This is a genomic window from Bradyrhizobium sp. USDA 4503 (assembly GCF_054055815.1).
The window spans coordinates 1,789,870-1,811,378 of sequence record NZ_JBSRXS010000001.1 but is presented as its reverse complement, the minus strand read 5'-3'; the positions used below and the strand labels follow the sequence as shown (position 1 = coordinate 1,811,378).

Here is a 21,509-nt window from a genome sequence, read left to right as displayed (position 1 = left end):
CGATTTCATTCCGCTGCGGAAATCAGCGCGGTTTGGCTCACCCGCGTCTCGCCCTTGAGATTGTCGACGGTGACGTGTGTGTCGTACCAGGTCAGCCGCGGCCGGACTCCGAACCGTCCGGTGAGCTCGACGATCTTGGCCTCGGTGAACCATGCCTCGGCCGCCTCTCGGCTCTCCCAGAGATAGACGCCGCCGGTACCGGCCTCTCCATTGAGATAGTCTTTGCGGATCAGCCCCTTTGTTGCGAGCTTTCGGTAAATGGGGGCGGTGCCCATGCCACCCCTGATGGCCTGTTCTTCAGTTCGTTTCGGAAGGTCGAATTGAACGACGACGATACACTGTGCCATCCCTGTTCTCCGATCTGAGCCACATGGTGCCAGATTCGCTCGGCGGCACGCCGATCAACTCCGACACTACAGGATTTATCCGACGCTTGTCCCGAATTGACGGGTTCCGTTTCGCGATTTCGATGCGAATTGATGTGATCGCCATGGGCTCGACGACATCAGGCCGTTGGGTGGCCAGAAGGTGGGCGGGGCGCTGCTGTTGACCTCATGTCGCGTTTTAACGAGACTGTTGCTGGACGCCCCGCGATGGCGGGGCTAGGGCCCTCAACATTCTCTCGGATCCTCCAGAAACCTCTCGTGAGTGGCAGGCAGAACAATTTCCTCGCTCAGGCGGTGCAACAAGGCGCCTTGGCGTTGCGGGCGCAGCAGTTTGCTCAGGCCGAGCAGATTGCGACGAACCTCCTGAAATCAAACCGCACGGACAGACACGCCGCGCTTCTTCTGGCGCATGCCCTGATGGGGCAGAACCGGGGCGGCGAGGCGATCGCAACGCTCGAGCGGGTTGCGCGTCGCACCGACGATGGAGAGGTCGAGACTTTGCTCGGCGCGCTGCTGTGCGGCGCGGGCCGCGTCGCCGACGGCATCGCACAGCTTCGGCGCACGGCGGCACGCCGCCCGCCATATTTTCCGTCCTTTCAGGAACTCGCCGGGCAGCTTGCCAAGGCCGGTCAACACGACGAAGCGATCAGCACGATCGAGGCCGGTCTCGCGCTGACCCCTGAGAGCGTCGACCTGAAGCTCGCTCTCGGGCGCCTGTTGCAGGAGACCAATGACGTCGCGCGGGCTGCAAGCGTCCTGACGGCGGCACGTGATGCTGCGCCGGGACGCCCCGACATTCTCAACCAGCTCGGGCGGGTCCTGATCCTCCGTGGCGACTACGCCGCCGCCGCGGATGCGTTCCGCCGCGTGCTCGCGCAATACCCGGATGATCGCTCAACCCGCGCCCACCTCGCCACCTGCCTTTTCGAGCAGGGGGAGCGCGATGCCGCCGAGGCAGCGCTGCGCTCGGTGATGCGCGGTCAGCCCCAGCTGTTTGGACGCGCGGCATTCGTCATGGCCTCGGGATCTCATGGCCGCTTCTTCTTCTCCCAGAGCGCCGCTGCGAAGTTCCTCGGCGGGGACTGAGATTGCGCGCGGCGGACGGCATTCCGCCATGCCTTACGCCCTGAAGTTTCTCCGGTAGAGGTTCGGCTGCCGTCTGAGCTCGGTGCGGAGTTCGCCGACCCGCTTGGCGTCTTCCGCGGTGAACGGCGATGCCTGCGCGGTCCAGTCGTCTCGCTTGACGGGAATACATTGCGCGATCGGAGTCCCCTTGGGGAGGACGCCTCTGAAATTCCTGTCGTGCCAGTACGCCGGAAAGTGCACCCAATTGTCGGCATAGAGGTCGGAATTGACCAGGCCGCTGAGTGTGGTGAATGGCAGATCGAAGCGGTTGACGGGATGGGTGAAGTAGATCGCGTAGCCTTCCGGGGCTTCGACGGTCCACAAATTGTGGAATTTGAGAAAGAAGCGGCCCTCTTCAAACAGCGGAGTGCCGGTGACCTGACCCGGGTCGTGGAAGCCGATTGGTGAGCGTGGGAATTCCGGCGTGCCTCCCGGCGGCAGGTCCTGGTCCCAGGTGATTTCGCCGTCCTCGACCTTGAGATCGCAAACCAGCGGCAGCAAGAACCCGCAGGTCATCGCATCCACGAACGGCGGGCAGCGCTTTATGGTGTCCTCGTCGTGCAGGTTGATCGAGGAGAAGGCCGTTGCCGGCATCGCCCTGAGCCAGTCGGGAACGCCCTGCGCCGCCGGTATGGGGGCCGGTATCAGTCCGTCAAGCTCCGTCGGGCAACGGAATTTGAGCGTCAGCTTGCTATTGGTCGACATTGGGCGCTCCGATTTCGGATCGACCTACATGAATGCGTCGCAAAGGTGAAGCGTGCCCTCACCGGCCAGGATCGCCGCTAGCCGACGAGATACTTTGCGACGGCCGACTCGTTCCACCCGATGCCGAGCCCGGGACCGCGAGCGGTCACGGCGCCGTCGACGATTTCGGCGGGCCTTGTGAGGATCGCGCCGGCGAAGTCGAGGAACTCGAGCCAGTGCGCGGTCGGCGTCACCGCGAGCAGATGCGCGCTGACTTCCGCGAACAGATGGCTCGACATCGGGATCGAGGCGGCGTCGGCTTGTCCCGCGACTTGCATCCAGCCGGTGACGCCGCCGACCTTCATCACGTCGGGCATGATGAAGTCGGATGCGCCGGCCGCGATCGCTTCGGCAAAGCCGCGCGGAAACCACCAGTTCTCGCCGGCCTGGATCGGCGTCGGCGAGGTCTCGCGGACTTTTGCGTGGCCGGACAGGCTCTCCTGCGGCACCGGCTCCTCGATCCAGTGCAAATCGTAGGGCGCAAGGCGGCCGATGCGGCGGGTCGCCTCCGCCGGATCGAGCGACTGGTTGAAGTCGATCATCAACGCGATGTCGGGGCCGAGCAGGGCGCGCACGCCCTTCACGACGCGCTCGTCATTGGCGGCATCACCGTCGCCGCCTTTGATTTTTATACCGCGAAAACCCTGGTCGAGCGAGCAGCGCAGCGCGCGCTCATCGGCAACGGGATCGACCACGCCGTAGCTGTCATAGGCCTTGATCGGCTTCGCCGAGCCGCCAAGCAGTTCGACCAGCGGCCGGCCGGCGAGCTGGCCGAGCACATCCCAATAGGCCATGTCGAGTCCGGATACCGCCATGCCGACCAGGCCCTGCCAGCCGAGCAGCCGAAACTTGGCGTCCATTGCCTTGATCAGGTCGAACGGCGCGACCGGCTTGCCGATGAGCTCGCGGCCGATCTCCTCGATCAGATAGGCAAGAGGTTTAAGCGTGAGCTTGCTGTAGGCGAAGATGTAGGTGCGGCCGGTAACGCCTTGGTCAGTCTCGACATCGATCAGAACCAGCGGGCCGGAATCGATCACGCCGAAGGCGTTCTTCACAGGGCGCTTGAGCGGCACCACGACGCTTCGCGCCTTGACTGCGCGGATCGCTGCAACTGTCTGGCTCATGGACGTTTCCTCTTCTTGTTATTGGACACTGTACCATCGGACGAGCCGCGGCGCGGCCCAGTCGGTCGCGACCTGCTCGATCAGATAGCGGCCCGGATATTCGGCGAGGAAGGCGATGCGCTGGGTCTGGCCCGGCTCGATCGCGAGCGTGTCGAGCCAGAACGGCTTCCAGCCGTCGTCGAGCCGGTCGAGCAAACGGAAGTGATGGCCGTGCAGATGAAAGACGCTGGCGATCGGGCCGCGGTTGGTCAGCGCCAGCACCACCGGCCGGCCGGCTTTGGCCTGAAAGGCCGGAGCGGCCGATGGCTTGAAGTCCGCCGTGCGGAACCATTCGGTCGGCGTGCCGAGGGTTAGCTCGAACCTTGCGGCGTTCTTGAGATCGAGCTGGGCGGGCATGTCGTTGCCGGGCAGCGGCGGAGCCGGCGGGAACGGCGCCGGCCGGAGCGGCGGGTCGTTCGAGACGGCCAGCTTGCCGACCGGGCGGGCCTGCGTGCCGTCGTGCAGCAGGATCGCGAAGCTGGTTCCGGCCGGTCCGGCCGCGTCGACGAAGACATCGGTGCGGCCGCCGGGAGCCAGTACCAGCGCACCGTTCCGGGCCGGAAACGGTTCGGCCGGCTGGCCGTCGATGGCCATCACACGGACATCGAGGTTCTCCAGCTTGATCGCCAGCACGCTGCGTTGGCTGCCGTTGATGAAGCGGAGTCTGAGGCGGGCATTGGCCGGTGCCGAGATGTCGTATGAGGTTTTGCCGTTAATCGTATGAATTTGCGTCGAATCTTTTGGATCATTGCCGGCCGGGATTGCGCTTCCGTCCGGTCGCAGGCGCCACTCCTCGATCAGCAAGACCTCGTCGCGGTCGACCGCGACCGGCGAGGTGCCGGTCACGATCAGCGGCCGCGGCCGTGCCGGCGCCGTGCTGCCATCGCCGATCAGCGGCTCGCACAGAAAGGTGCCGGCATGCCGAAGCGGCAGCTGGAAGCTATCCTTTGCCCCGGCGGCAAGCAGCGCCCGGGAGGCCAGTGGCTCCGCCGCTGCGACGCCGTCGAGCCCGCGGCAATCCAGCGCAGCCGCGACCGGCAGGTCATTGCCAAAGGTGACGTCAAGGACCTCGCCGCGCTTGAAGCGGAGGTCGCCGCTGCCGAGCGACCAGACCGGTATCTCCGGTCCGCCAGGACCCGGTCCGTCCGGACGAAGCGAGATGCGGTCAGGTTTGGCCTGGAGCGCGACCGCGGTCCGGCCCTGCGCCGCGCCGGTGGCCGGCAGAGCGGGGCAAAGCGCCGCGGCGCCGAGGGCGGCGATCAGGTTGCGCCGGGTGAGTGAAAATTCGGGACTTGCGGGAGGACTTGCCATCCGGCCGATGCGGACCATTTTCAAGTGTACCTGTCCAGTCGCGATCGGTCGCAGGGCGGGCTCAACAGCGGCCATTTTTTTGCTGCGAACCGGTGGGCGCATGTTATAAGCCCGGCCGCCCGCGGCATCGCGGCCGGACTGGGATGCTTTTCGCGCGGGCGTGGCGGAACTGGTAGACGCGCTGGATTTAGGTTCCAGTGACGAAAGTTGTGGGGGTTCGAGTCCCTCCGCCCGCACCAAGCGCTTACAGCGTTTGCATGACGAATTCTTGGAGAACCTTTGGTCCCGATGGGGTGAGGGTTCGCCGAACCCACAGACGTTAGGCCGCAAGGCCCATCGTCGAACAGATTGAACACTGCCACGGCCGCTCGGGCCGCGGCAAAAGCGGAAGAAGATTGATACCATGCAGGTCACCGAGACCCTCAACGAGGGATTGAAGCACGAATTCAAGATCAGCGTCCCGGCATCCGATCTCGATGCCAAGGCGGACGCCAAGCTGGTCGACCTCAAGGACAAGGTCCGTCTCAACGGCTTCCGTCCCGGCAAGGTGCCGGTGGCACATCTGAAGAAGATCTACGGCCGCTCGGTGATGGCCGAGACCATCGACCAGACCATCAGCGATACCAACCGGCAGATCTTCGAGGATCGCGGCTTCCGCCTCGCCGGCGAGCCGAAGATCACGATGCCGACCGAGAAGGACCAGGTCGAGGAATTGCTGTCGGGCAAGACCGACCTGACCTACACCGTCGCGATCGAGGTCGTGCCGCCGATCCAGCTCGCCGATTTCAAGTCGTTCTCGGTCGAGAAGCCAGTCGTCGAAGTCTCCGACGCCGATGTCGACGATGCCATCAAGCGGATCGCGGAAGGCAGCCGCCCGTACAATGCCAAGACCGAGGGCGTGGCGGAGAAGGGCGACCGCGTCACCATCAGCTTCAAGGGCACCATCAACGGTGAAGCCTTCGACGGCGGCACCGGCGAGGGCATCCAGGTCGTGATCGGCGCCGGCCAGTTCATCCCGGGCTTCGAGGAGCAGCTGATCGGCATCGGCACCAATGAGACCCGCACGCTGAAGGTCTCGTTCCCGAAGAACTATCTGAACGAGAAGCTCGCCGGCCAGCCGGCCGAGTTCGAGACCACCGCGACGCTGATCGAGGCGCCCGGTGAGACCACGATCGACGACGAGTTCGCCAAGACGCTGGGCCTGGAGTCGCTCGACAAGCTGAAGGAGGCCGCCCGCGAGCGCCTGACGGCCGAGTTCGCCGGCGCCACCCGCCAGAAGGTCAAGCGCGCGCTGCTCGACCGGCTCGACGACAGCCACAAATTCGAGGCGCCGCCGTCGCTTGTCGCCGAAGAGTTCAATCTGATGTGGAACTCGATCAAGGCGGAGATGGACTCGTCCGGCAAGACCTTCGCCGACGAGAACACCACTGAGGAAGCGGCAAAGGAGGAGTACCACAAGATCGCCGACCGCCGCGTCCGCCTCGGCCTCGTGCTGTCGGAGATCGGCGAGAAGAACAAGATCACCGTGACCGACGACGAGGTGTCGCGCGCCGTGATCGAGCGCGCGCGCCAGATGCCCGGCCGCGAAAAGGAAGTTTGGGACTACTACCGCAGCAACGCCCAGGCGTTGGCCCAGCTCCGCGCCCCGATTTACGAGGACAAGGTTGTCGACTTCGTCCTGGAGCTCGCCAATGTGACCGAGAAGAAGGTCACCAAGGAGGAGCTGTTCAAGGATGAAGACGCCGAGAAAACTGCCGCTTAATTTCGGCACCTCGCGTTAATGATGAACCGCGAAAGCGCGCCTCGCGACGGGTCCCGTCGCTAGGCGCGAAGACGCGAATCAGCTTGAAGGTCTGCGACCTGCCCAGGTGGCTAGTGCGGCGAGTTGACGGCCTTGTCGGCCGGAAATTGGCCCATATCTGGGTTAAGCCTTGAGGCAGTGGTCTTGAGCCAAGTAGTCTTGAGCAAAGTTCTGCATCACCCCTAACCCTTGGGTTCTTTCATGCGCGATCCCGTTGAAACCTACATGAACCTCGTGCCGATGGTCGTCGAGCAGACCAATCGCGGCGAACGCGCCTACGACATTTTCTCGCGCCTGCTGAAAGAGCGCATCATCTTCGTCACCGGTCCGGTGGAAGACGGCATGTCGACGCTGATCGTCGCGCAGTTGCTGTTCCTCGAGGCCGAGAATCCGAAGAAGGAAATCTCGATGTACATCAACTCGCCGGGTGGCGTGGTGACGTCGGGTCTTGCGATCTACGACACGATGCAGTTCATCCGTCCGCCGGTATCGACGCTGTGCACCGGGCAGGCGGCCTCGATGGGCTCGCTGCTGCTGGCTGCGGGCGAGAAGGACATGCGCTTCACGCTGCCGAATTCCCGCATCATGGTGCACCAACCCTCCGGCGGCTTCCAGGGTCAGGCCACCGACATCATGCTGCACGCGCAGGAGATCCTGAATCTCAAGAAGCGCCTCAACGAAATCTACGTGAAGCATACCGGTCAGACCTACAAGGCGATCGAGGACGCGCTGGAGCGCGACAAGTTCCTCACCGCCGAGGACGCCAAGGCGTTCGGCCTCGTCGACAAGGTCATCGACAAGCGTCCGGACGATCCGGCCGCCGCGAAGGCGGCCTGATCTGGGCAGGCATCTCGAGGCGTCGGTGTGATCTCCACATTGACGCCTCACATAACCGGCAAAAGCAGGGTGCTGGACCCGCCGGCGGGTGCATGCGCACAGCGGAAAGTTCCGCTTTCGTGCTCATATACCGACGTGGTAATCCCGCAACGTTCCGTGGATTTCGACGCGTATTCCACGTGCGATCGTTGAAAATCACGGTATTGTCACGGTCTTGAGCCGGCCATCCGATTAGCGAATTCTTGATAGTCGGGTGCCAGCATGGTTGGCTGTGATGCATCGGCTATGATCGCGGAGATTCGAATAAACCGTGATCCACACGTCAGTATTGCGTAAGGGTCTTTTTTGGTACGGAATTTGCTCTATCTACCCAACAGCCCGGTTGTGTGCCGGATTGGGTCGATCTGGCAAACAAGATCGAACGGCGGACGGAGATAATGGATGAGTAAGGTCGGCACGAGCGACGCCAAGAACACGCTATATTGCTCGTTCTGCGGCAAGAGCCAGCATGAAGTTCGCAAGCTGATTGCCGGACCGACTGTCTTCATTTGCGACGAGTGTGTCGAACTGTGCATGGACATCATTCGCGAGGAGAACAAGTCCTCGCTGGTGAAGTCGCGCGACGGCATCCCGACGCCGAAGGAAATCTGCAAGGTCCTGGACGACTACGTGATTGGCCAGAGCCATGCCAAGAAGGTGCTGTCGGTCGCCGTCCACAACCACTACAAGCGGCTCAACCATCAGACCAAGCACAACGACGTCGAACTGGCGAAGTCGAACATTTTGCTGATCGGTCCGACCGGTTCGGGCAAGACGCTGCTCGCGCAGACGCTGGCCCGCATCCTCGACGTGCCCTTTACCATGGCTGACGCGACGACGCTGACTGAAGCCGGCTATGTCGGCGAGGACGTCGAGAACATCATCCTGAAGCTGCTGCAGGCCGCCGACTACAACGTCGAGCGTGCGCAGCGCGGCATCGTCTATATCGACGAAATCGACAAGATCAGCCGCAAATCGGACAACCCCTCGATCACCCGCGATGTGTCGGGCGAGGGCGTCCAGCAGGCGCTGCTGAAGATCATGGAAGGCACTGTGGCCTCGGTCCCGCCGCAGGGCGGCCGCAAGCATCCGCAGCAGGAGTTCCTGCAGGTAGATACCACCAATATCCTGTTCATCTGCGGCGGTGCGTTCTCGGGCCTCGAGAAGATCATCTCCGCGCGCGGCCGCTCGACCTCGATCGGCTTCGCGGCGCAGGTGCTCGCGCCGGAGGACCGCCGCACCGGCGAGATCTTCCGTCACGTCGAGCCGGAAGATCTGCTGAAGTACGGCCTGATCCCGGAATTCGTCGGCCGTCTGCCCGTCGTTGCGACGCTGGAGGACCTCGACGAGACCTCGCTGAAGAAGATCCTGACCGATCCGAAGAACGCGCTGGTGAAGCAGTACCAGCGGCTGTTCGAGATGGAGAACATCGAGCTGACCTTCGCCGACGAGGCGCTTGGCGCAGTCGCCCGCAAGGCGATCGAGCGCAAGACCGGCGCGCGCGGCCTGCGGTCGATCCTGGAGAGCATCCTGCTCGAAACCATGTTCGATCTCCCGGGCCTGGAAGGCGTCGAGGAAGTCGTGATCTCGCGCGAGGTCGTCGAGGGAACGGCGCGTCCACTCTACATCTACGCGGATCGTTCCGACCGCGCCGTCGAGAGCAGCGTGAGCGCCTAAACGGCGCTCGTCTCGACCCGCCAAAAATGCACGGCTGCCGGACGCTCCGGCGGCCGCCGTGGCGCAGCAGCGGCGCCCTTACGGCGTAGCAGCAAATGCTTGTTTAGCCTATATTTCCCGACACTTCTGAGACTTGACACCCCCCCGCCTGATAGCCACCTAATGCTATCGGTGAGGGATCTCATCCGTTGAGATTCGTCGCTTCACGATGCGGAATAAGCGGCTGCCGACGGCATTCTCATTCCGCATCACCAAGGCACCTTGTGGCGGTTGCGCAAGCAGGCGGACTGCGTGCAAGGGGGCACAACAAAAGGATTAGGCCATGACGACCTCAAAACCCCGGCCAACGATCGTCCACGGCGAAAGCCACTCCTATCCGGTGCTGCCGCTCCGCGACATCGTCGTCTTCCCGCACATGATCGTGCCGCTCTTCGTCGGCCGCGAGAAATCGATCCGCGCGCTCGAAGAGGTGATGAAGAACGACGCGCTGATCATGCTCGCGACGCAGAAGAACGCGTCCGATGACGATCCGGCACCCGATTCAATTTACGAGACCGGTACGCTCGCCAGCGTCCTGCAGCTCCTGAAACTGCCCGACGGCACCGTCAAGGTGCTGGTCGAGGGCCTCGAGCGCGCGCGCGTCGAGAAGTATTCCGACCGCAGCGAATATTATGAGGCGACCGCGGTCGCGCTCGCCGACACTGACGCCAACTCGGTCGAAGCCGAGGCGCTGGCGCGGTCGGTCGTGTCCGACTTCGAAAGCTATGTGAAGCTGAACAAGAAGATCTCCGCCGAAGTCGTCGGCGTGGTTCAGGCGATCACCGATTTCGCCAAGCTCGGCGATACCGTTGCCTCGCATCTCGCGGTCAAGATTGCCGATCGGCAAGCGATCCTGGAGACCTTGTCCGTCACGCAGCGCCTGGAGAAGGTGCTGGGCCTGATGGAGAGCGAGATCTCGGTGTTGCAGGTCGAGAAGCGCATCCGCTCGCGCGTCAAGCGCCAGATGGAGAAGACCCAGCGCGAGTATTACCTGAACGAGCAGATGAAGGCGATCCAGAAGGAGCTCGGCGACGACGAAGGTCGCGACGAGCTGGCCGATCTGGAGGAGAAGATCTCCAAGACCAAGCTGTCCAAGGAAGCGCGCGAGAAGGCCCAGCACGAGCTGAAGAAGCTGCGCCAGATGTCGCCGATGTCCGCGGAAGCGACCGTCGTGCGCAACTATCTGGATTGGCTGCTTTCGATCCCGTGGGGCAAGAAGTCCAAGGTCAAGAAGGACCTCGAGGCCGCGCAGGCGGTGCTGGACTCCGATCACTACGGACTCGAGAAGGTCAAGGACCGTATCGTCGAGTATCTCGCGGTGCAGTCGCGCGCCAACAAGCTGACCGGACCGATCCTGTGCCTGGTCGGGCCTCCCGGCGTCGGCAAGACCTCGCTCGGCAAGTCGATCGCGAAGGCCACGGGGCGCGAATTCGTGCGCGTGTCGCTCGGCGGCGTGCGTGACGAGGCCGAGATCCGCGGTCACCGCCGCACGTATATCGGCTCGATGCCCGGCAAGATCATCCAGTCGATGCGCAAGGCGAAGACCTCGAACCCGCTGTTCCTGCTGGACGAGATCGACAAGATGGGCGCCGATTTCCGCGGCGATCCGTCGTCGGCGCTGCTTGAGGTCTTGGACCCCGAGCAGAACTCGACCTTCAACGACCACTACCTGGAGGTCGACTACGACCTGTCCAACGTGATGTTCATCACGACCGCGAATACGCTGAATATTCCGGGCCCGCTGATGGACCGCATGGAGATCATCCGGATCGCCGGCTACACGGAGAACGAGAAGGTCGAGATCGCGCGCAAGCATCTGATCCCGAGCGCGCTCTCCAAGCACGGTCTGGACTCCAAGGAATGGTCGATCGACGACGCGGCCTTGCTCTTGATGATCCGCCGCTACACCCGCGAAGCGGGCGTGCGTAACCTGGAGCGTGAGCTCTCCACACTCGCCCGCAAGGCGGTGAAGGAGCTGATGATCTCCAAGAAAAAGTCGGTGAAGGTCACCGAGGCGAACATCGAAGAGTTCCTCGGCGTTCCGAAGTATCGCTTCGGCGAGATCGACGACGAGGATCAGGTCGGTATCGTCACCGGTCTGGCCTGGACCGATGTCGGCGGCGAGTTGCTCACCATTGAAGGCGTCATGATGCCCGGCAAGGGCAAGATGACCGTCACGGGCAATCTGCGCGATGTGATGAAGGAGTCGATCTCGGCGGCGGCGTCCTACGTCCGCTCGCGTGCGATCGTCTACGGCATCGAACCGCCGATGTTCGACCGCCGCGACATCCACGTTCACGTGCCGGAGGGCGCGACGCCGAAGGACGGTCCGTCTGCCGGCGTTGCGATGGCCACCGCGATCATCTCGGTCATGACCGGCATTCCGGTCCGCCACGATGTCGCGATGACCGGCGAGATCACGCTGCGTGGTCGCGTGCTGCCGATCGGCGGTCTGAAGGAGAAGCTCCTGGCCGCCGCCCGCGGCGGCATCAAGACGGTGCTGATCCCGGAGGACAACGCCAAGGATCTCACGGAGATTTCCGATGCGATCAAGGGCGGCATGGACATCATTCCGGTCTCGCGGCTGGATGAGGTCGTCGCCAAGGCGCTGGTCCGCGTGCCCGCGCCGATCGTCTGGGAAGAGGAGACCAGCAAGGTCGACGTCAAGCCCGATGCTTCCGATGAAGCGTCCGGCGGCCTGACGGCGCACTGAGCGAGCTCAGATCGACATAAGAAAACGGCGCCTTCGGGCGCCGTTTTTGTTTTTCGCTGTTCGCGATCAGGTCGGGAAGGCTGCGGCTCTGTCCGCGGCGGCAAAGTGCGCCATCTGATCGGCATGCGCTTTTGCGAAAGCCGGCCGGGCCGTGGCGCGCGCGACGTAGTCGCGACACGCGGGGTATTCCGCCAGTCCGTCGAAGCGGTCGACCAGGCGCAGCACATCCGCCATGAGAACGTCGGCGAGGGAGAATGGCCCGGCCAGCCATTTGCGGCCCGCGAGCACCGGCTCCATGTGCCTGAGCCGGGATTGCAGGAAGCCGTCGAAGCGTGTCCATGCCGACGTGCCGCCGCTCTCGCCCGAGAATACCAGGAGCGACCAGGGCAGGCTCGCCATCTCGACCGAGTTGAGCGCTGCGAACAGCCATTTCAAAGCCTCGTTGCGTTGGTGCGGATCGGTCGGCAGCAGCGCGTCGCTGCGCTCGCCGAGATGCAGCAGGATCGCGCCGCTCTCGAAGATCGAGATGTCGCCGTCGGTCAGCCACGGCACCTGGCCGAACGGCTGGTGCGCGAAGTGCTCGGCGCTCCGATCGCGAAATGGCACGCTCGCAACGCGATACGGCAAGCGCGCCTCTTCCAGTGCCCAGCGCACCCGGAGGTCGCGCACAAATCCCCTCGGCATCTCCGGAACCCAATCGAAGGTGGTAAGCGTCAGGTCGGCCATTGGGTATCTCCATTTGCTGGCTTCACAGCAAAGAACGAACCAATGGCGCGCATTCCGACACCCCGACGGGCTTTTTCGTCGTTGCGGTACGGAACGATCGAGTTGCCGACGTGGGTACGCCGGCGCCGGAACTAGTCTTTCCTCTCGACGACGAAATTGCCGATCGCGCCGAGTGCCATCAGCACGCTGGTGCCGAGGAACACTGCGGGCATGCCGATATGGCCGCCGATGAAGCCGCCGCCGAGCGGGCCGATAACCTGGCCGGCATATTGCGCCGAGATCGAATAGCCGAGCATGCTGCCGGTGACCGCATCAGGCACGTTGTGCCGGATCACGCTCGCGATGCAGGGCAGGAGGCCGCCGAGCGCGAGCCCCATCAGGAAGCGCAGCAGGATCAACTGCCAGCCGCTGACTACGAAGGCCTGCGGGATCAACAGCAGCGCGGAGACAGCAAGGCAGATGGTGATGATCCGCCAGTGGCCGACCCGATCGGCCAGCTTGCCGAGATGCGAGGACGACAAGAGGCTGCCGAAGGCCGCCGCCGACATCACGAGGCCGGCGACGAACGTCACCTGCGGTGCTTCGACCAGTTGCGCGACATAGACCGTGATGATCGGCTCGATCGACATGTTGGCGACCATCAGCAGCAGACCGGTTCCCCACATCGCGACGACAGGGCGCTTGTCCGGGACCAGCGACCAGCCGCCACGCGCCTTGCCGCCTTTCGCGGTCTTCGGGCGTGCTTCCTCGCGGATCAAAAAGGTCGTGCCGAGGAAGGTGAAGAAGATGACGCCGCCGATCAGGAAGAAGGTCGCGCGGATGCCGATCAGCCCCGGCAGCACGCCGCCGATCAAGGGACCGACCAGGCTGCCGGCCATGATGCCGGCCGACAGCACGCCGATCGCCCAGCCGGATCGCGCTTTCGGCGTCTGCGCCGCGACCAGCACGGTCGAACCCGACGCGTAGCCGCCGAGCAGGCCAGTCAGCAGCCGCAGGCCGACCAGCTCATAGACGTTGTGCGCCATGCCGATCAGCGACATCGCGATCGCCATGCCGAGGCTGGCGCGGATCAGCATCAGCTTACGGCCGTAGCGATCGGCGAGCCGTCCCCACAGCGGCGCCGTCAGCGCCGCGCTGAAGAAGGTCGCGCCATAGGCGACGCCCGACCATTGCACGATCGCGGCATGATCGGTCACGCCGAGCTGCTCGACATAGAGCGGCAGGAACGGCAGCAGCAGCGTCATCCCCACGATTGTCGTGAAGGAACCGAACACGCAGACGATCAAATTGCGTTTCCAGGGGCCCGCGTCGAGCAGGGCTTCGCGATCGACTTCGATGTTCATGTCAGCGCAGCCCGATCACGGCGAAGCCGCGCGCCCGCAGGGCGCGGCGATCCTCGTTCAGCGAACGCAGCAGGCGATCACGGGTATCGGTGATGTGGTCGGCGGCTTCGCGTGCGGCGGACTCCGGATCGTTGGCCTTGATGAAGCCGAGGATGCGCCGGTGCTCGCGCCAGGCCTGCTCGCGCGACGGCTCGGTCCACACTTCCAGCCAGCGTGCCCGCGACAGCCTCGTCATGGCGCCGGCGATCGCCTTGACGATGAAGGGATTGCCGGAGAGCCGCGCGATCTCGACATGGAAATCGGTGCCGACCCGATGCCATTCCTCGCGCGGCGCGCCGGACTGGCAGGCATCCAGCATCTCCTCGACGCCGGCGATATCGGCTGCGCTGGCCCGCGCGCAGGCGAGGCGCACCGCCGTCGTCTCCAGCGGAATCCGGAACTCGGCCAGCGCCTCCAGCTCACCGAGGTCGATCGGTGCGACAATCCAGTTGCGGCCGTCGCGGCGCACCAGCTCTTCGCCTTCGAGCCGGACCAGCGCGGCACGGATCGGCGTGCGCGATCCCTCGAACCGGCTCTCCAGCCAGCGCTCGGTCAGCCGCTCGCCGGGGCCCAGGTCGAGCGACAGGATCATCTCCCGGAGCTGGTCATGGATCTGAAGCATCTGCGACATGGCGCCGTCCTTTGGCCGCCTTAGCGGGCACAGAATCTCGGTCTGGCGGGTTTCGTATCCCGATTTGGTATCCCAAACAAGGCAGGTACGGGATACCGGCGTTGCTCCGTCAGGGGAAGTGGGCCGAGAGCCAGGCCCCCTGTTCGATGGAACCGCGCCCACGGCGGTTGCTTTGTTTGACGGAATTGGAGAGCGCCATATGCGTATCGACGGGCAATGCCATTGCGGGGCTATCACCTATCAGGCCGAGATCGACCCCGAATGCGTCTCGATCTGTCATTGCACGGACTGCCAGGCGCTGACCGGCTCGCCCTACCGCGTCACGGTGATCTGCGACGCCGAACAGGTGCGGCTGATCGGAGGTGCGCCGAAGGTCTACGGCAAGCGGGGCGATAACGGCCGAATCCGCTTCCAGCACTTTTGCGGCGATTGCGGTTCGCCGCTGTTTACGAGCGGCGAGGACGGCGGGCCCGACGACTGGGGCATCCGCTGGGGCAGCATTCGCCAGCGCGGCCAATTGAGCCCGCGACGCCAGGTCTGGTGCCGCTCCGCTGCGCCATGGATCAATGATCTCAAGGAATTGCCAGCGCACCCCAAGGACTGGAGCTGACGGATTGAGGTGTTGCGGCCTTGCGCCTCGAGGGCAGGCGAGGCTAAAGAGGCGCGCAGGTAAGGGCGGCTAGCTCAGCTGGTTAGAGCATCTCGTTTACACCGAGAGGGTCGGGAGTTCGAATCTCTCGCCGCCTACCACTACCCTCCTGATTTGCCTTCGTTTTCTTCTCTGGCTTAGCGCCGATCCGGGCGAGCTCGCGCGCATTCAACCGAACTTCAACAGCAAACAGGTCTCGTCGGCAGTGGTTCTGGATCTGCTGCATGATGAAGTCGATGCCGAGAGCGACGTCGGAGAGAAACTCCGGATCGAAGGCCTCGTAGTTGTCGGTGGTCCGCGAACCTTCCTTGATAGTGTGGCCGAGCCATAGCGAGCGCTGTTCGCGCGTGACGCCGCGGCACATCGGCCGGATCTTGCTGGCCATGAAATGCCGGAAGGAGCCCGGGCTGAATTTGGTCACGCCGGCGGCCGTCACGGCGCTCTTGAGCGACTTCTTCACGGCCCGGACGCGCTCACCTTGGAAGACCAGCAAGGCCTCTGGCGGCGGCTGCTGGCCCTTCAGGACGGCATCGCGCCGAGCCCGGGCATCGACCGCGGACCAGTGGTCGAGCCATCCGCCTAGGCACCGGGTCTCGAGGATCGTGGCGCGCCGCTTGTTGGTCTGGAAACGGTCGGGCGGGTTGAGGTGGATCAGCCCATGCTCACGCTGAACGCGGGGCGAGAAGTCGAAGATCGCCTCCGGCCGCGCCCATGTGTTGAGCGCGAGGATGGCGAAGCGGAAGAGGTGCTCGTGCTCGATCGCGTCCAGCACGCGCGCGACGTCTTCGATGGTCGACATCGTGTGCCGCGGCTTCGACGGCGGGATCTTCAACTCTTTCGCAATCCGGTCGCGCTTGTAGACAAACTTCGGCGCGTGGGTCATCAGCGCGGTCTCGACGTCCCGGTCGAACGGATCCTTGCGCAGCTTGACCTCGGTCATCTCATTGAAGGCGGAGCACAGCACGTCGAGCCGCCGCTCTATCGATGCCGGCGTGTGGCCGAATTTGGTGTGAAGCCACTTCGCGAAATCGAGTTGACGTGCCGGTGTCCAGAACGAGACCGGCGCCATCGGCGCCTTGACGTGCTCGTTGAGGTATTGCTTGGCGAGCTCGCCCGCTCGGATGGCGTCTGATTCCGAGCGGATCGTGGTGGCGTGTCCCTTGATGTAACTGGCGAGGGCCGCCGTCGTCATGACTTGATCAGGGCCAGGGACGGCTGACCCTGCGGTGGCCGGCGCCGAGAGGATGAGCGCCGCGAGTCTGACTTTTGCGACCTCCCAATCTGTTGTTCTAAGAGAGCGGCGGCGGACGTCGCCAGTTCCGGCGTCATACCGGCAGGCATAAACGCCGTTGCCGCGGTTTGGGTACGGGCGGTCGAGGTACCATCCATCGAGATTGAAGGTCTCGTCGGTGGGCTGGTTGCTTCCGGTGCCGGCGCCGTGGTGCTGGTTGTCTCGCATTTATCGCCCTTCCGTAGGTACGTCTTATCGATGTAGGCCTGCACCTGCTCGGCAGTGTAGCAGGGGCCCGAGCGGAACGCATAGAAGTCGACCGCCTTTGTCCTCCGGGCTTTTCGGAGTTCGCTGGCTTTCAGCATCGGCCATTGCGCGAGAACTTCATCCTCGGTGAGGTAGTTCTCGGGCGTGATTACGCGGCTCATCAGATGAAGCCCTTCTCCTTGGCCAGCCAAAAGGGCATCGTAAAAGTCCCGTCGTCGTTTCGCTCTACCTGTGACTTCGGCACCCATTCCGTGGTCTTGCCGTCGAAGATCCGAAACGCGCCAGGCGTCTCAATCTTCAATTCGGCGGCGATATCGATGAGCTCGGGCTTCGGCATGGCTCAATTCCTGCTGAAAACGTATTCACCACACCAGTCGGTCGGCTGGACAACGGGCCATCCCCAGATGAGGGACTCATCTCGGACGCGATTGCCCGCGCTGGCATCGGGGTCGAATTTGCGCGGTAGCCTAACCGGCGGACTGCGCCGGCAGGTATCGTTGCGATAGAATTTGCAGGTGGTGCAGTTGTTGGCGGTCATGCTGCAAACAGCCAGTCCGCCGCGCGGACGCGGTCCTTCTCGGGATAGGTGATGAGATCCTTGGTGCGCAGCGCGCTCCGCGGGTTGGCGTAGCTGCTCGAGGTCGCTGAATATTGCGCGCCTTCCGCAGCTGCCGCGTTCGGGATCGCTTTCGGATAGTGCGCCGCGATCGATGCCAGGATCCTGCCCTCGGGGCCGGGGAGATTGCTGAGCACGAAGTCGAGCAGGGAGCCGGTCAGCTTGAACGGATTGGCCTTGGCGAGGCCTGCCGGAGTGATCGTCAAAAAATCGGGCTGCGGATAGTCGATAAGCCCAGCCGTCTTCAGTGCGCTGCGCGGATTGGCGTACGACGAGGAAGATGGGCTGTAACCGGCCAGCCAGGCGACTTGGGCGTTGCGTGGAGTGGCGGTGCTCAACTTTGCCCATGTCGCCAGCGAGTTGAGAATGCGCTGCTGCGGACCGGGCAGGGAGCCATCGCCGCTCGCCGACGGCCGAGACGACACCAGGGGGGTCGGCGTGCGGGCAGGGACCGCAGTCGCCGGCGCCGTCGGCAAGACGTCGTTCTCCGCGAGGATGAACTCGATGGTTTCAGAATCGAGGCTAGCATCGATCGATGCAGCGAAGTTTCTGATGGTACGTCGAGTGTTCTCCTTCAGGGTATTGAATGCGATCGCACCCTGATTTTGAGCCTCCTCGAACCCGGCCTTGAAACCCTTTTGTTCGGCTGCCGTAATGGCACGGGCATCCGGAGGAGCCGCGGCCCTCGCGCTGTCGCGCTCGCGCTCCAGCGTTTGATTGTCGCGCTCGAGCACCGAGATCCGCTCGCGTAGCCGTGTCGGATCATCGCCCTCCGCCTGCCGCGCGGCATCGCCAATGATGGAGCGCAGCCGGTCGCGATCGACGGGCGCCGTCGTGACCTGCAGTTCGGCGTCGCCGTCGGTCGGCGTCGCAGAATTGTCGAAAGTCGAGATCTTCGGGAATTGCACCAAGTCGGCGACCTGTGCCGCGCCGGAACATAGCCAGCCAGAGCCGGTCTTCAACGAGGCGAGGGACGATGACACGCGCTCGAAGGTCGCTTTGTCGACGTTGGCCTTCAGCCACTTCTTGATCGGATCCTGATCGGCCGGGCGCCGTGAGGCGGTGCGCGATCATGGTGTCGCAGCTGCCGAGCACGGCGTTGTGCAGCGCCTGGGTCCGCTGGGTCACCACCATCAGGCGAATGCCCTTCGACCGGCCCGCGGTGGCCAGCTTCTTGGCGTTGTGGATCGCGAGGTTCTCGGCGCCGATGCCGGCACGCTCCTTCGGCGCGAATTCGTGCGCCTCTTCGATCACGAGATAGACGACACCGCGCATCCGCTTCATCAGGGCAGGGGCGAAGTCGTTGAAGAATTTCTGGAGGCCGCCGGCATTGAAGTCCGCCATGTCGATGATGGACAGCGGCAGATCGCCTGTGGCGACGAGCTCGCCGATCGCCTTGCCGGCGGAGTCATGCAGCGCGACGTGACCGCGCGGGCCGCCGAGGATGTAGAACGGCAGGCCGGCGCGCTGGCCCTTGGCGCTCGAAGTCATGCCCCACCAATCCGACTTGATCGGATCGAGCACGCAGACTCGAGCGGACGGGTTGGCGGCGAGGATCTGCTCGACCGCGAGTTTGGCCGTGGATGTCTTGCCCGAGCCCGTCTTGCCCAGGAACGCGGTGTGCTGCTCCAAAACGGCGCGCGGGAATACGAAAGTCATAGAGGAACCTCCTTAAACCGAATGAGGTGAGTGTCGCCGCGGACGTAGAGCGGGTGCTTCGGGCTGCCGCCTTTGTTGAGGCCCAGACACCACATTTCGATTCCGTCGCGACGCAAAGCGTCTTCGGCGTCCACTGCGAAATGCACGAGCCGGCGATCGAGGTTGCCCCACGCAGCAACAACCTTGGCCGCTTGCTTTGCAGTGTCGCGGATGAGCGGCAGATTGCCCTTGCTGCGCGGTACCACGCCCGGTTTGAGGAGCGCCGCCGGCGCCGTCGCGCGGTAGTCGCAGACATTCATCATGGCGAGGCCGTCGAAGCCCCATTCCATCGAGAAGTCGATTACCTTGCTGAGGGTAGGGTCGTCGACGTTCGCGTCGGCGACTGACGGGTTCATCCCAATCCAGAGGACGAAGTTGTTCGGCAGCCTGGTGCCTGCGGTGAACAGGTTTACCCACTTCCGGGTCAAGATCAGCCGATAGCAATCGGACTCGCCGGCGAACATGGCGTCGCCGTGCACGCCGTCTGCCAGATTGAGCCGGACCTTGCCGCCGGGGTTGTGGATGGCAGCGTTCATGACGCCGCTCCAAACTGCGGCTGACCGCCCTCGATCAGGGCCTTCTTCCGCGCTGCGCAGGCCTGTATCAGTGTGTCGTACTCCGGCGACCCGATCAGGATGCTGTTCTTGGCGAGGTAGGGGCCCGACCCGTGGTACCAGTTCTCGAGATCCACGACGGTCGCGGCGCCGGCGATCGCGGGGAGCAAGAGATCGAGCGCTTGCTTCCGCTTCACGACGGCGCGCCGCTCGATCTCGCGGCGAGCGTTCCAGCGCCAGTCCTCGCCCATCCTGTGTTCTTTGTTGGCGAGCCAGTCCATGTAGCCGTCGTCGGCCGCGGACAGCGGCTTGCCGTCGAATTGGCCGAAGTCGAACTTTGTGAAGACCGCGGGCTCGGCGCTCCACTGGATGAGCGTCTCGACGGTCTGATGCTCCAGCAATTCGAGCAGTACCAGGCCGCAGACGTAGGAGTCCGGCGCCGCACGGTGGGGTGGCGATGCGCGCTCCGGGTCGACCGGCAGGTTCAGGAAGTAGCGAAGCGCCTGCAGCTTGTGGCTCACGAAATCGGGCCACTGGCGAAGGCTGCACTTCCATGTGCAGATCCAGTCGGCCTGGATGAGGGCATCGAGATACTGCCGCTCGTAGTGGGCGGCGTGCGCGGCGAAGATGATCTTACCGTCGTCGTTCGGCGTCTCGACCAGCATGCGCCAACCGTCTGCCCAGGAAGGCGCGTCCTTCACGTCGTCGTCCGTGATGTGGTGGATGCCGGACGACTCCGGCGGGATGGGCCGCGCCGGGCGAATGAACGATTGCTTGCTGACCGAAGACAGGCCCCAGATATCGCTGATGCTCCTGAGATCGGTGAAGCCGATCTCGATGACCTCGTCGGATGGCTCGAGTCCCGTGGTCTCGAGATCTGTCGAGCGAATAATCATTGCACATTCCTCCAATGCTCGCGGCTTACGATCTTCCGGATGCAGGATTCAGTTACGCCCACGCTGGGACCGGTTGGCGCGCTCTTCGGTGAACGTGAAGATGCGGCGGATCTGCGCCACAATTCGACGGCCGGGAATTGGTCCAATAGCGCGCAGCGTCCTCGAGCGTGAACCTCATGTCGCCGCTCCCGATTGCTCGGCCGACCAGCCGCGGCGCTCAGCCCATTTCAGGATGGCGGGAGTCAGCGCAGTCGAGGGGAGGCGGCTGTCCCATGTCGCGACCGGCATCTTCGATCCGGCGTGCTCTTCACAGCATCGGATCGTCCACTGGAACGGCTTCTTGTAATGGCCTTGGCCAACGACAGTCTTCGTCTCGCCGCAGTAATGGCAGCAGTCGCCGAGCCAGCCGAGGGCGAGACTGTAGCCGCGGGCGGCCTGCTGCGCCCGCTCAAGCCTCCATTTCAGATCGGGCTCGACGTGCAGGCTGGTCGACGTCACCCAGCCCTCGACCAGGTTGAGGAGCTCGGCGGCACGCTCGCCGACGAACTTCTCGCCCGCGACATTCGGCTTCCAATCCCCGACGAACCCGATGGGGAAATTCTCGGGCGGCTGGTCCGCCTTGGTTACCCACAGCGACCGCGTCGCGGGATCATATTGAGTGGCCGTCGCCCCGCTGGCCTTCCGGTAGATCGCTTCGCCTTCAGTGATCCACGGATGATGCCACCCGTGCCCGTCGATCGTCGTCTCGGTGAAGCGCAGGAAGACGTAGCCGGTGCGGGTGCAGGTCCGACATGGCTCGTCGGTCTGTCCGTTGTACTGGCAGAAGAACTTGCCGGTGCCGAAGCAATTATGACACTTCACCGAGACGCCAACCGGCCGCGCGTCCGCCTGGCCGGCTGCGGCGTAGATCATCGCGACGAGTCCCTTGTAGTGGTAGATCGCGTCGCGGCCGCAGCCATGGGCGCGGGCATGCCCGTTGAGCACGCTGAGCGCCGCAACAACCTCCGTCGGGACCAATGTGGAT

20 protein-coding genes and 2 tRNA genes are annotated in these 21,509 nt (G+C 63.9%); 9 read left to right on the top strand and 13 right to left on the bottom strand.

Features of this window, described 5'->3' with window-relative positions; genetic code table 11:
* Positions 1-5 precede the first annotated feature (5 nt).
* Positions 6-347: a hypothetical protein gene (locus ACVMIH_RS08885; protein WP_063790074.1), complete on the bottom strand. Its 342-nt coding sequence runs from the start codon at positions 345-347 to the stop codon at positions 6-8.
* 348 nt (positions 348-695) lie between these two features.
* On the opposite strand from ACVMIH_RS08885, the gene ACVMIH_RS08880 reads away from it, so the two are divergent.
* Positions 696-1,472 (top strand): tetratricopeptide repeat protein, encoded by a 777-nt coding sequence (locus ACVMIH_RS08880; protein ID WP_456861444.1) that lies wholly within the window; start codon positions 696-698, stop codon positions 1,470-1,472.
* A gap of 33 nt (positions 1,473-1,505) precedes the next feature.
* Here ACVMIH_RS08880 and ACVMIH_RS08875 read toward each other — a convergent pair whose 3' ends face one another.
* From ACVMIH_RS08875 to ACVMIH_RS08865, 3 genes are all read right to left on the bottom strand, one after another.
* Positions 1,506-2,216, bottom strand: a complete 711-nt coding sequence (locus ACVMIH_RS08875; protein ID WP_057016449.1) for a hypothetical protein — start codon at positions 2,214-2,216, stop codon at positions 1,506-1,508.
* Positions 2,217-2,293: 77 nt separating this feature from the next.
* Complete coding sequence (locus tag ACVMIH_RS08870; protein ID WP_456861442.1) at positions 2,294-3,379, bottom strand: enolase C-terminal domain-like protein; 1,086 nt, start codon at positions 3,377-3,379, stop codon at positions 2,294-2,296.
* 18 nt (positions 3,380-3,397) lie between these two features.
* Positions 3,398-4,747 carry a multicopper oxidase family protein gene (locus tag ACVMIH_RS08865; RefSeq protein ID WP_456866407.1) on the bottom strand — a complete coding sequence of 450 codons (1,350 nt, stop codon included), beginning with the start codon at positions 4,745-4,747 and terminating at the stop codon, positions 3,398-3,400.
* A gap of 136 nt (positions 4,748-4,883) precedes the next feature.
* Between ACVMIH_RS08865 and ACVMIH_RS08860 the strand changes: the two genes are divergently transcribed.
* From ACVMIH_RS08860 to lon, 5 genes are all read left to right on the top strand, one after another.
* Positions 4,884-4,968, top strand: a tRNA-Leu gene (locus ACVMIH_RS08860).
* A 164-nt stretch (positions 4,969-5,132) separates the two neighbouring features.
* Entirely contained in the window at positions 5,133-6,491 is a 1,359-nt protein-coding gene (tig, locus tag ACVMIH_RS08855; protein WP_057016451.1) for a trigger factor, read from the top strand.
* Positions 6,492-6,731: 240 nt separating this feature from the next.
* Positions 6,732-7,367 carry an ATP-dependent Clp protease proteolytic subunit gene (locus tag ACVMIH_RS08850; RefSeq protein ID WP_016847729.1) on the top strand — a complete coding sequence of 212 codons (636 nt, stop codon included), beginning with the start codon at positions 6,732-6,734 and terminating at the stop codon, positions 7,365-7,367.
* 441 nt (positions 7,368-7,808) lie between these two features.
* Positions 7,809-9,083, top strand: a complete 1,275-nt coding sequence (clpX, locus tag ACVMIH_RS08845; RefSeq protein WP_456861440.1) for an ATP-dependent Clp protease ATP-binding subunit ClpX — start codon at positions 7,809-7,811, stop codon at positions 9,081-9,083.
* A 322-nt stretch (positions 9,084-9,405) separates the two neighbouring features.
* The gene (lon, locus tag ACVMIH_RS08840; RefSeq protein WP_028333951.1) at positions 9,406-11,835 is read left to right on the top strand and encodes an endopeptidase La; all 2,430 of its coding nucleotides are present in this window, start codon (positions 9,406-9,408) and stop codon (positions 11,833-11,835) included.
* Between the two features lie 66 nt (positions 11,836-11,901).
* Here the strand turns inward: lon and ACVMIH_RS08835 are convergent, their stop codons facing one another.
* From ACVMIH_RS08835 to ACVMIH_RS08825, 3 genes are all read right to left on the bottom strand, one after another.
* Positions 11,902-12,561, bottom strand: a complete 660-nt coding sequence (locus tag ACVMIH_RS08835; RefSeq protein WP_456861438.1) for a glutathione S-transferase family protein — start codon at positions 12,559-12,561, stop codon at positions 11,902-11,904.
* Between the two features lie 131 nt (positions 12,562-12,692).
* On the bottom strand, positions 12,693-13,904 hold the full coding sequence (locus ACVMIH_RS08830) for an MFS transporter (protein ID WP_168855909.1): 1,212 nt from the start codon (positions 13,902-13,904) through the stop codon (positions 12,693-12,695).
* A 1-nt stretch (position 13,905) separates the two neighbouring features.
* Entirely contained in the window at positions 13,906-14,574 is a 669-nt protein-coding gene (locus tag ACVMIH_RS08825; protein ID WP_057016454.1) for a GntR family transcriptional regulator, read from the bottom strand.
* Positions 14,575-14,773: 199 nt separating this feature from the next.
* Between ACVMIH_RS08825 and ACVMIH_RS08820 the strand changes: the two genes are divergently transcribed.
* The 3 genes from ACVMIH_RS08820 to ACVMIH_RS08810 all read left to right on the top strand — a co-directional run bounded on the left by ACVMIH_RS08820 (position 14,774) and on the right by ACVMIH_RS08810 (position 16,355).
* The gene (locus tag ACVMIH_RS08820) at positions 14,774-15,184 is read left to right on the top strand and encodes a GFA family protein (protein ID WP_057016455.1); all 411 of its coding nucleotides are present in this window, start codon (positions 14,774-14,776) and stop codon (positions 15,182-15,184) included.
* 63 nt (positions 15,185-15,247) lie between these two features.
* A tRNA-Val gene (locus ACVMIH_RS08815) sits at positions 15,248-15,324 on the top strand.
* Positions 15,325-15,881: 557 nt separating this feature from the next.
* The gene (locus ACVMIH_RS08810) at positions 15,882-16,355 is read left to right on the top strand and encodes a hypothetical protein (protein WP_456861435.1); all 474 of its coding nucleotides are present in this window, start codon (positions 15,882-15,884) and stop codon (positions 16,353-16,355) included.
* 56 nt (positions 16,356-16,411) lie between these two features.
* Here the strand turns inward: ACVMIH_RS08810 and ACVMIH_RS08805 are convergent, their stop codons facing one another.
* From ACVMIH_RS08805 to ACVMIH_RS08780, 6 genes are all read right to left on the bottom strand, one after another.
* Positions 16,412-16,882 (bottom strand): hypothetical protein, encoded by a 471-nt coding sequence (locus ACVMIH_RS08805; RefSeq protein WP_456861434.1) that lies wholly within the window; start codon positions 16,880-16,882, stop codon positions 16,412-16,414.
* Positions 16,882-17,058 carry a hypothetical protein gene (locus tag ACVMIH_RS08800; protein ID WP_456861432.1) on the bottom strand — a complete coding sequence of 59 codons (177 nt, stop codon included), beginning with the start codon at positions 17,056-17,058 and terminating at the stop codon, positions 16,882-16,884. Before ACVMIH_RS08800 ends, ACVMIH_RS08805 begins: the two co-directional genes overlap by 1 nt.
* Positions 17,059-18,099: 1,041 nt before the next feature.
* Positions 18,100-18,996: a helicase HerA domain-containing protein gene (locus ACVMIH_RS08795; protein WP_456861430.1), complete on the bottom strand. Its 897-nt coding sequence runs from the start codon at positions 18,994-18,996 to the stop codon at positions 18,100-18,102.
* A complete protein-coding gene (locus tag ACVMIH_RS08790; protein ID WP_456861428.1) occupies positions 18,993-19,571 on the bottom strand; it encodes a DUF1643 domain-containing protein in 579 nt (192 codons plus the stop codon). The genes ACVMIH_RS08795 and ACVMIH_RS08790 overlap by 4 nt, the downstream gene beginning before the upstream one ends.
* A complete protein-coding gene (locus ACVMIH_RS08785; protein ID WP_456861426.1) occupies positions 19,568-20,485 on the bottom strand; it encodes a 3'-5' exonuclease in 918 nt (305 codons plus the stop codon). Before ACVMIH_RS08785 ends, ACVMIH_RS08790 begins: the two co-directional genes overlap by 4 nt.
* 174 nt (positions 20,486-20,659) lie before the next feature.
* Positions 20,660-21,502, bottom strand: coding sequence for a hypothetical protein (locus ACVMIH_RS08780; protein ID WP_456861424.1), 843 nt, complete (start codon positions 21,500-21,502; stop codon positions 20,660-20,662).
* Positions 21,503-21,509 lie beyond the last annotated feature (7 nt).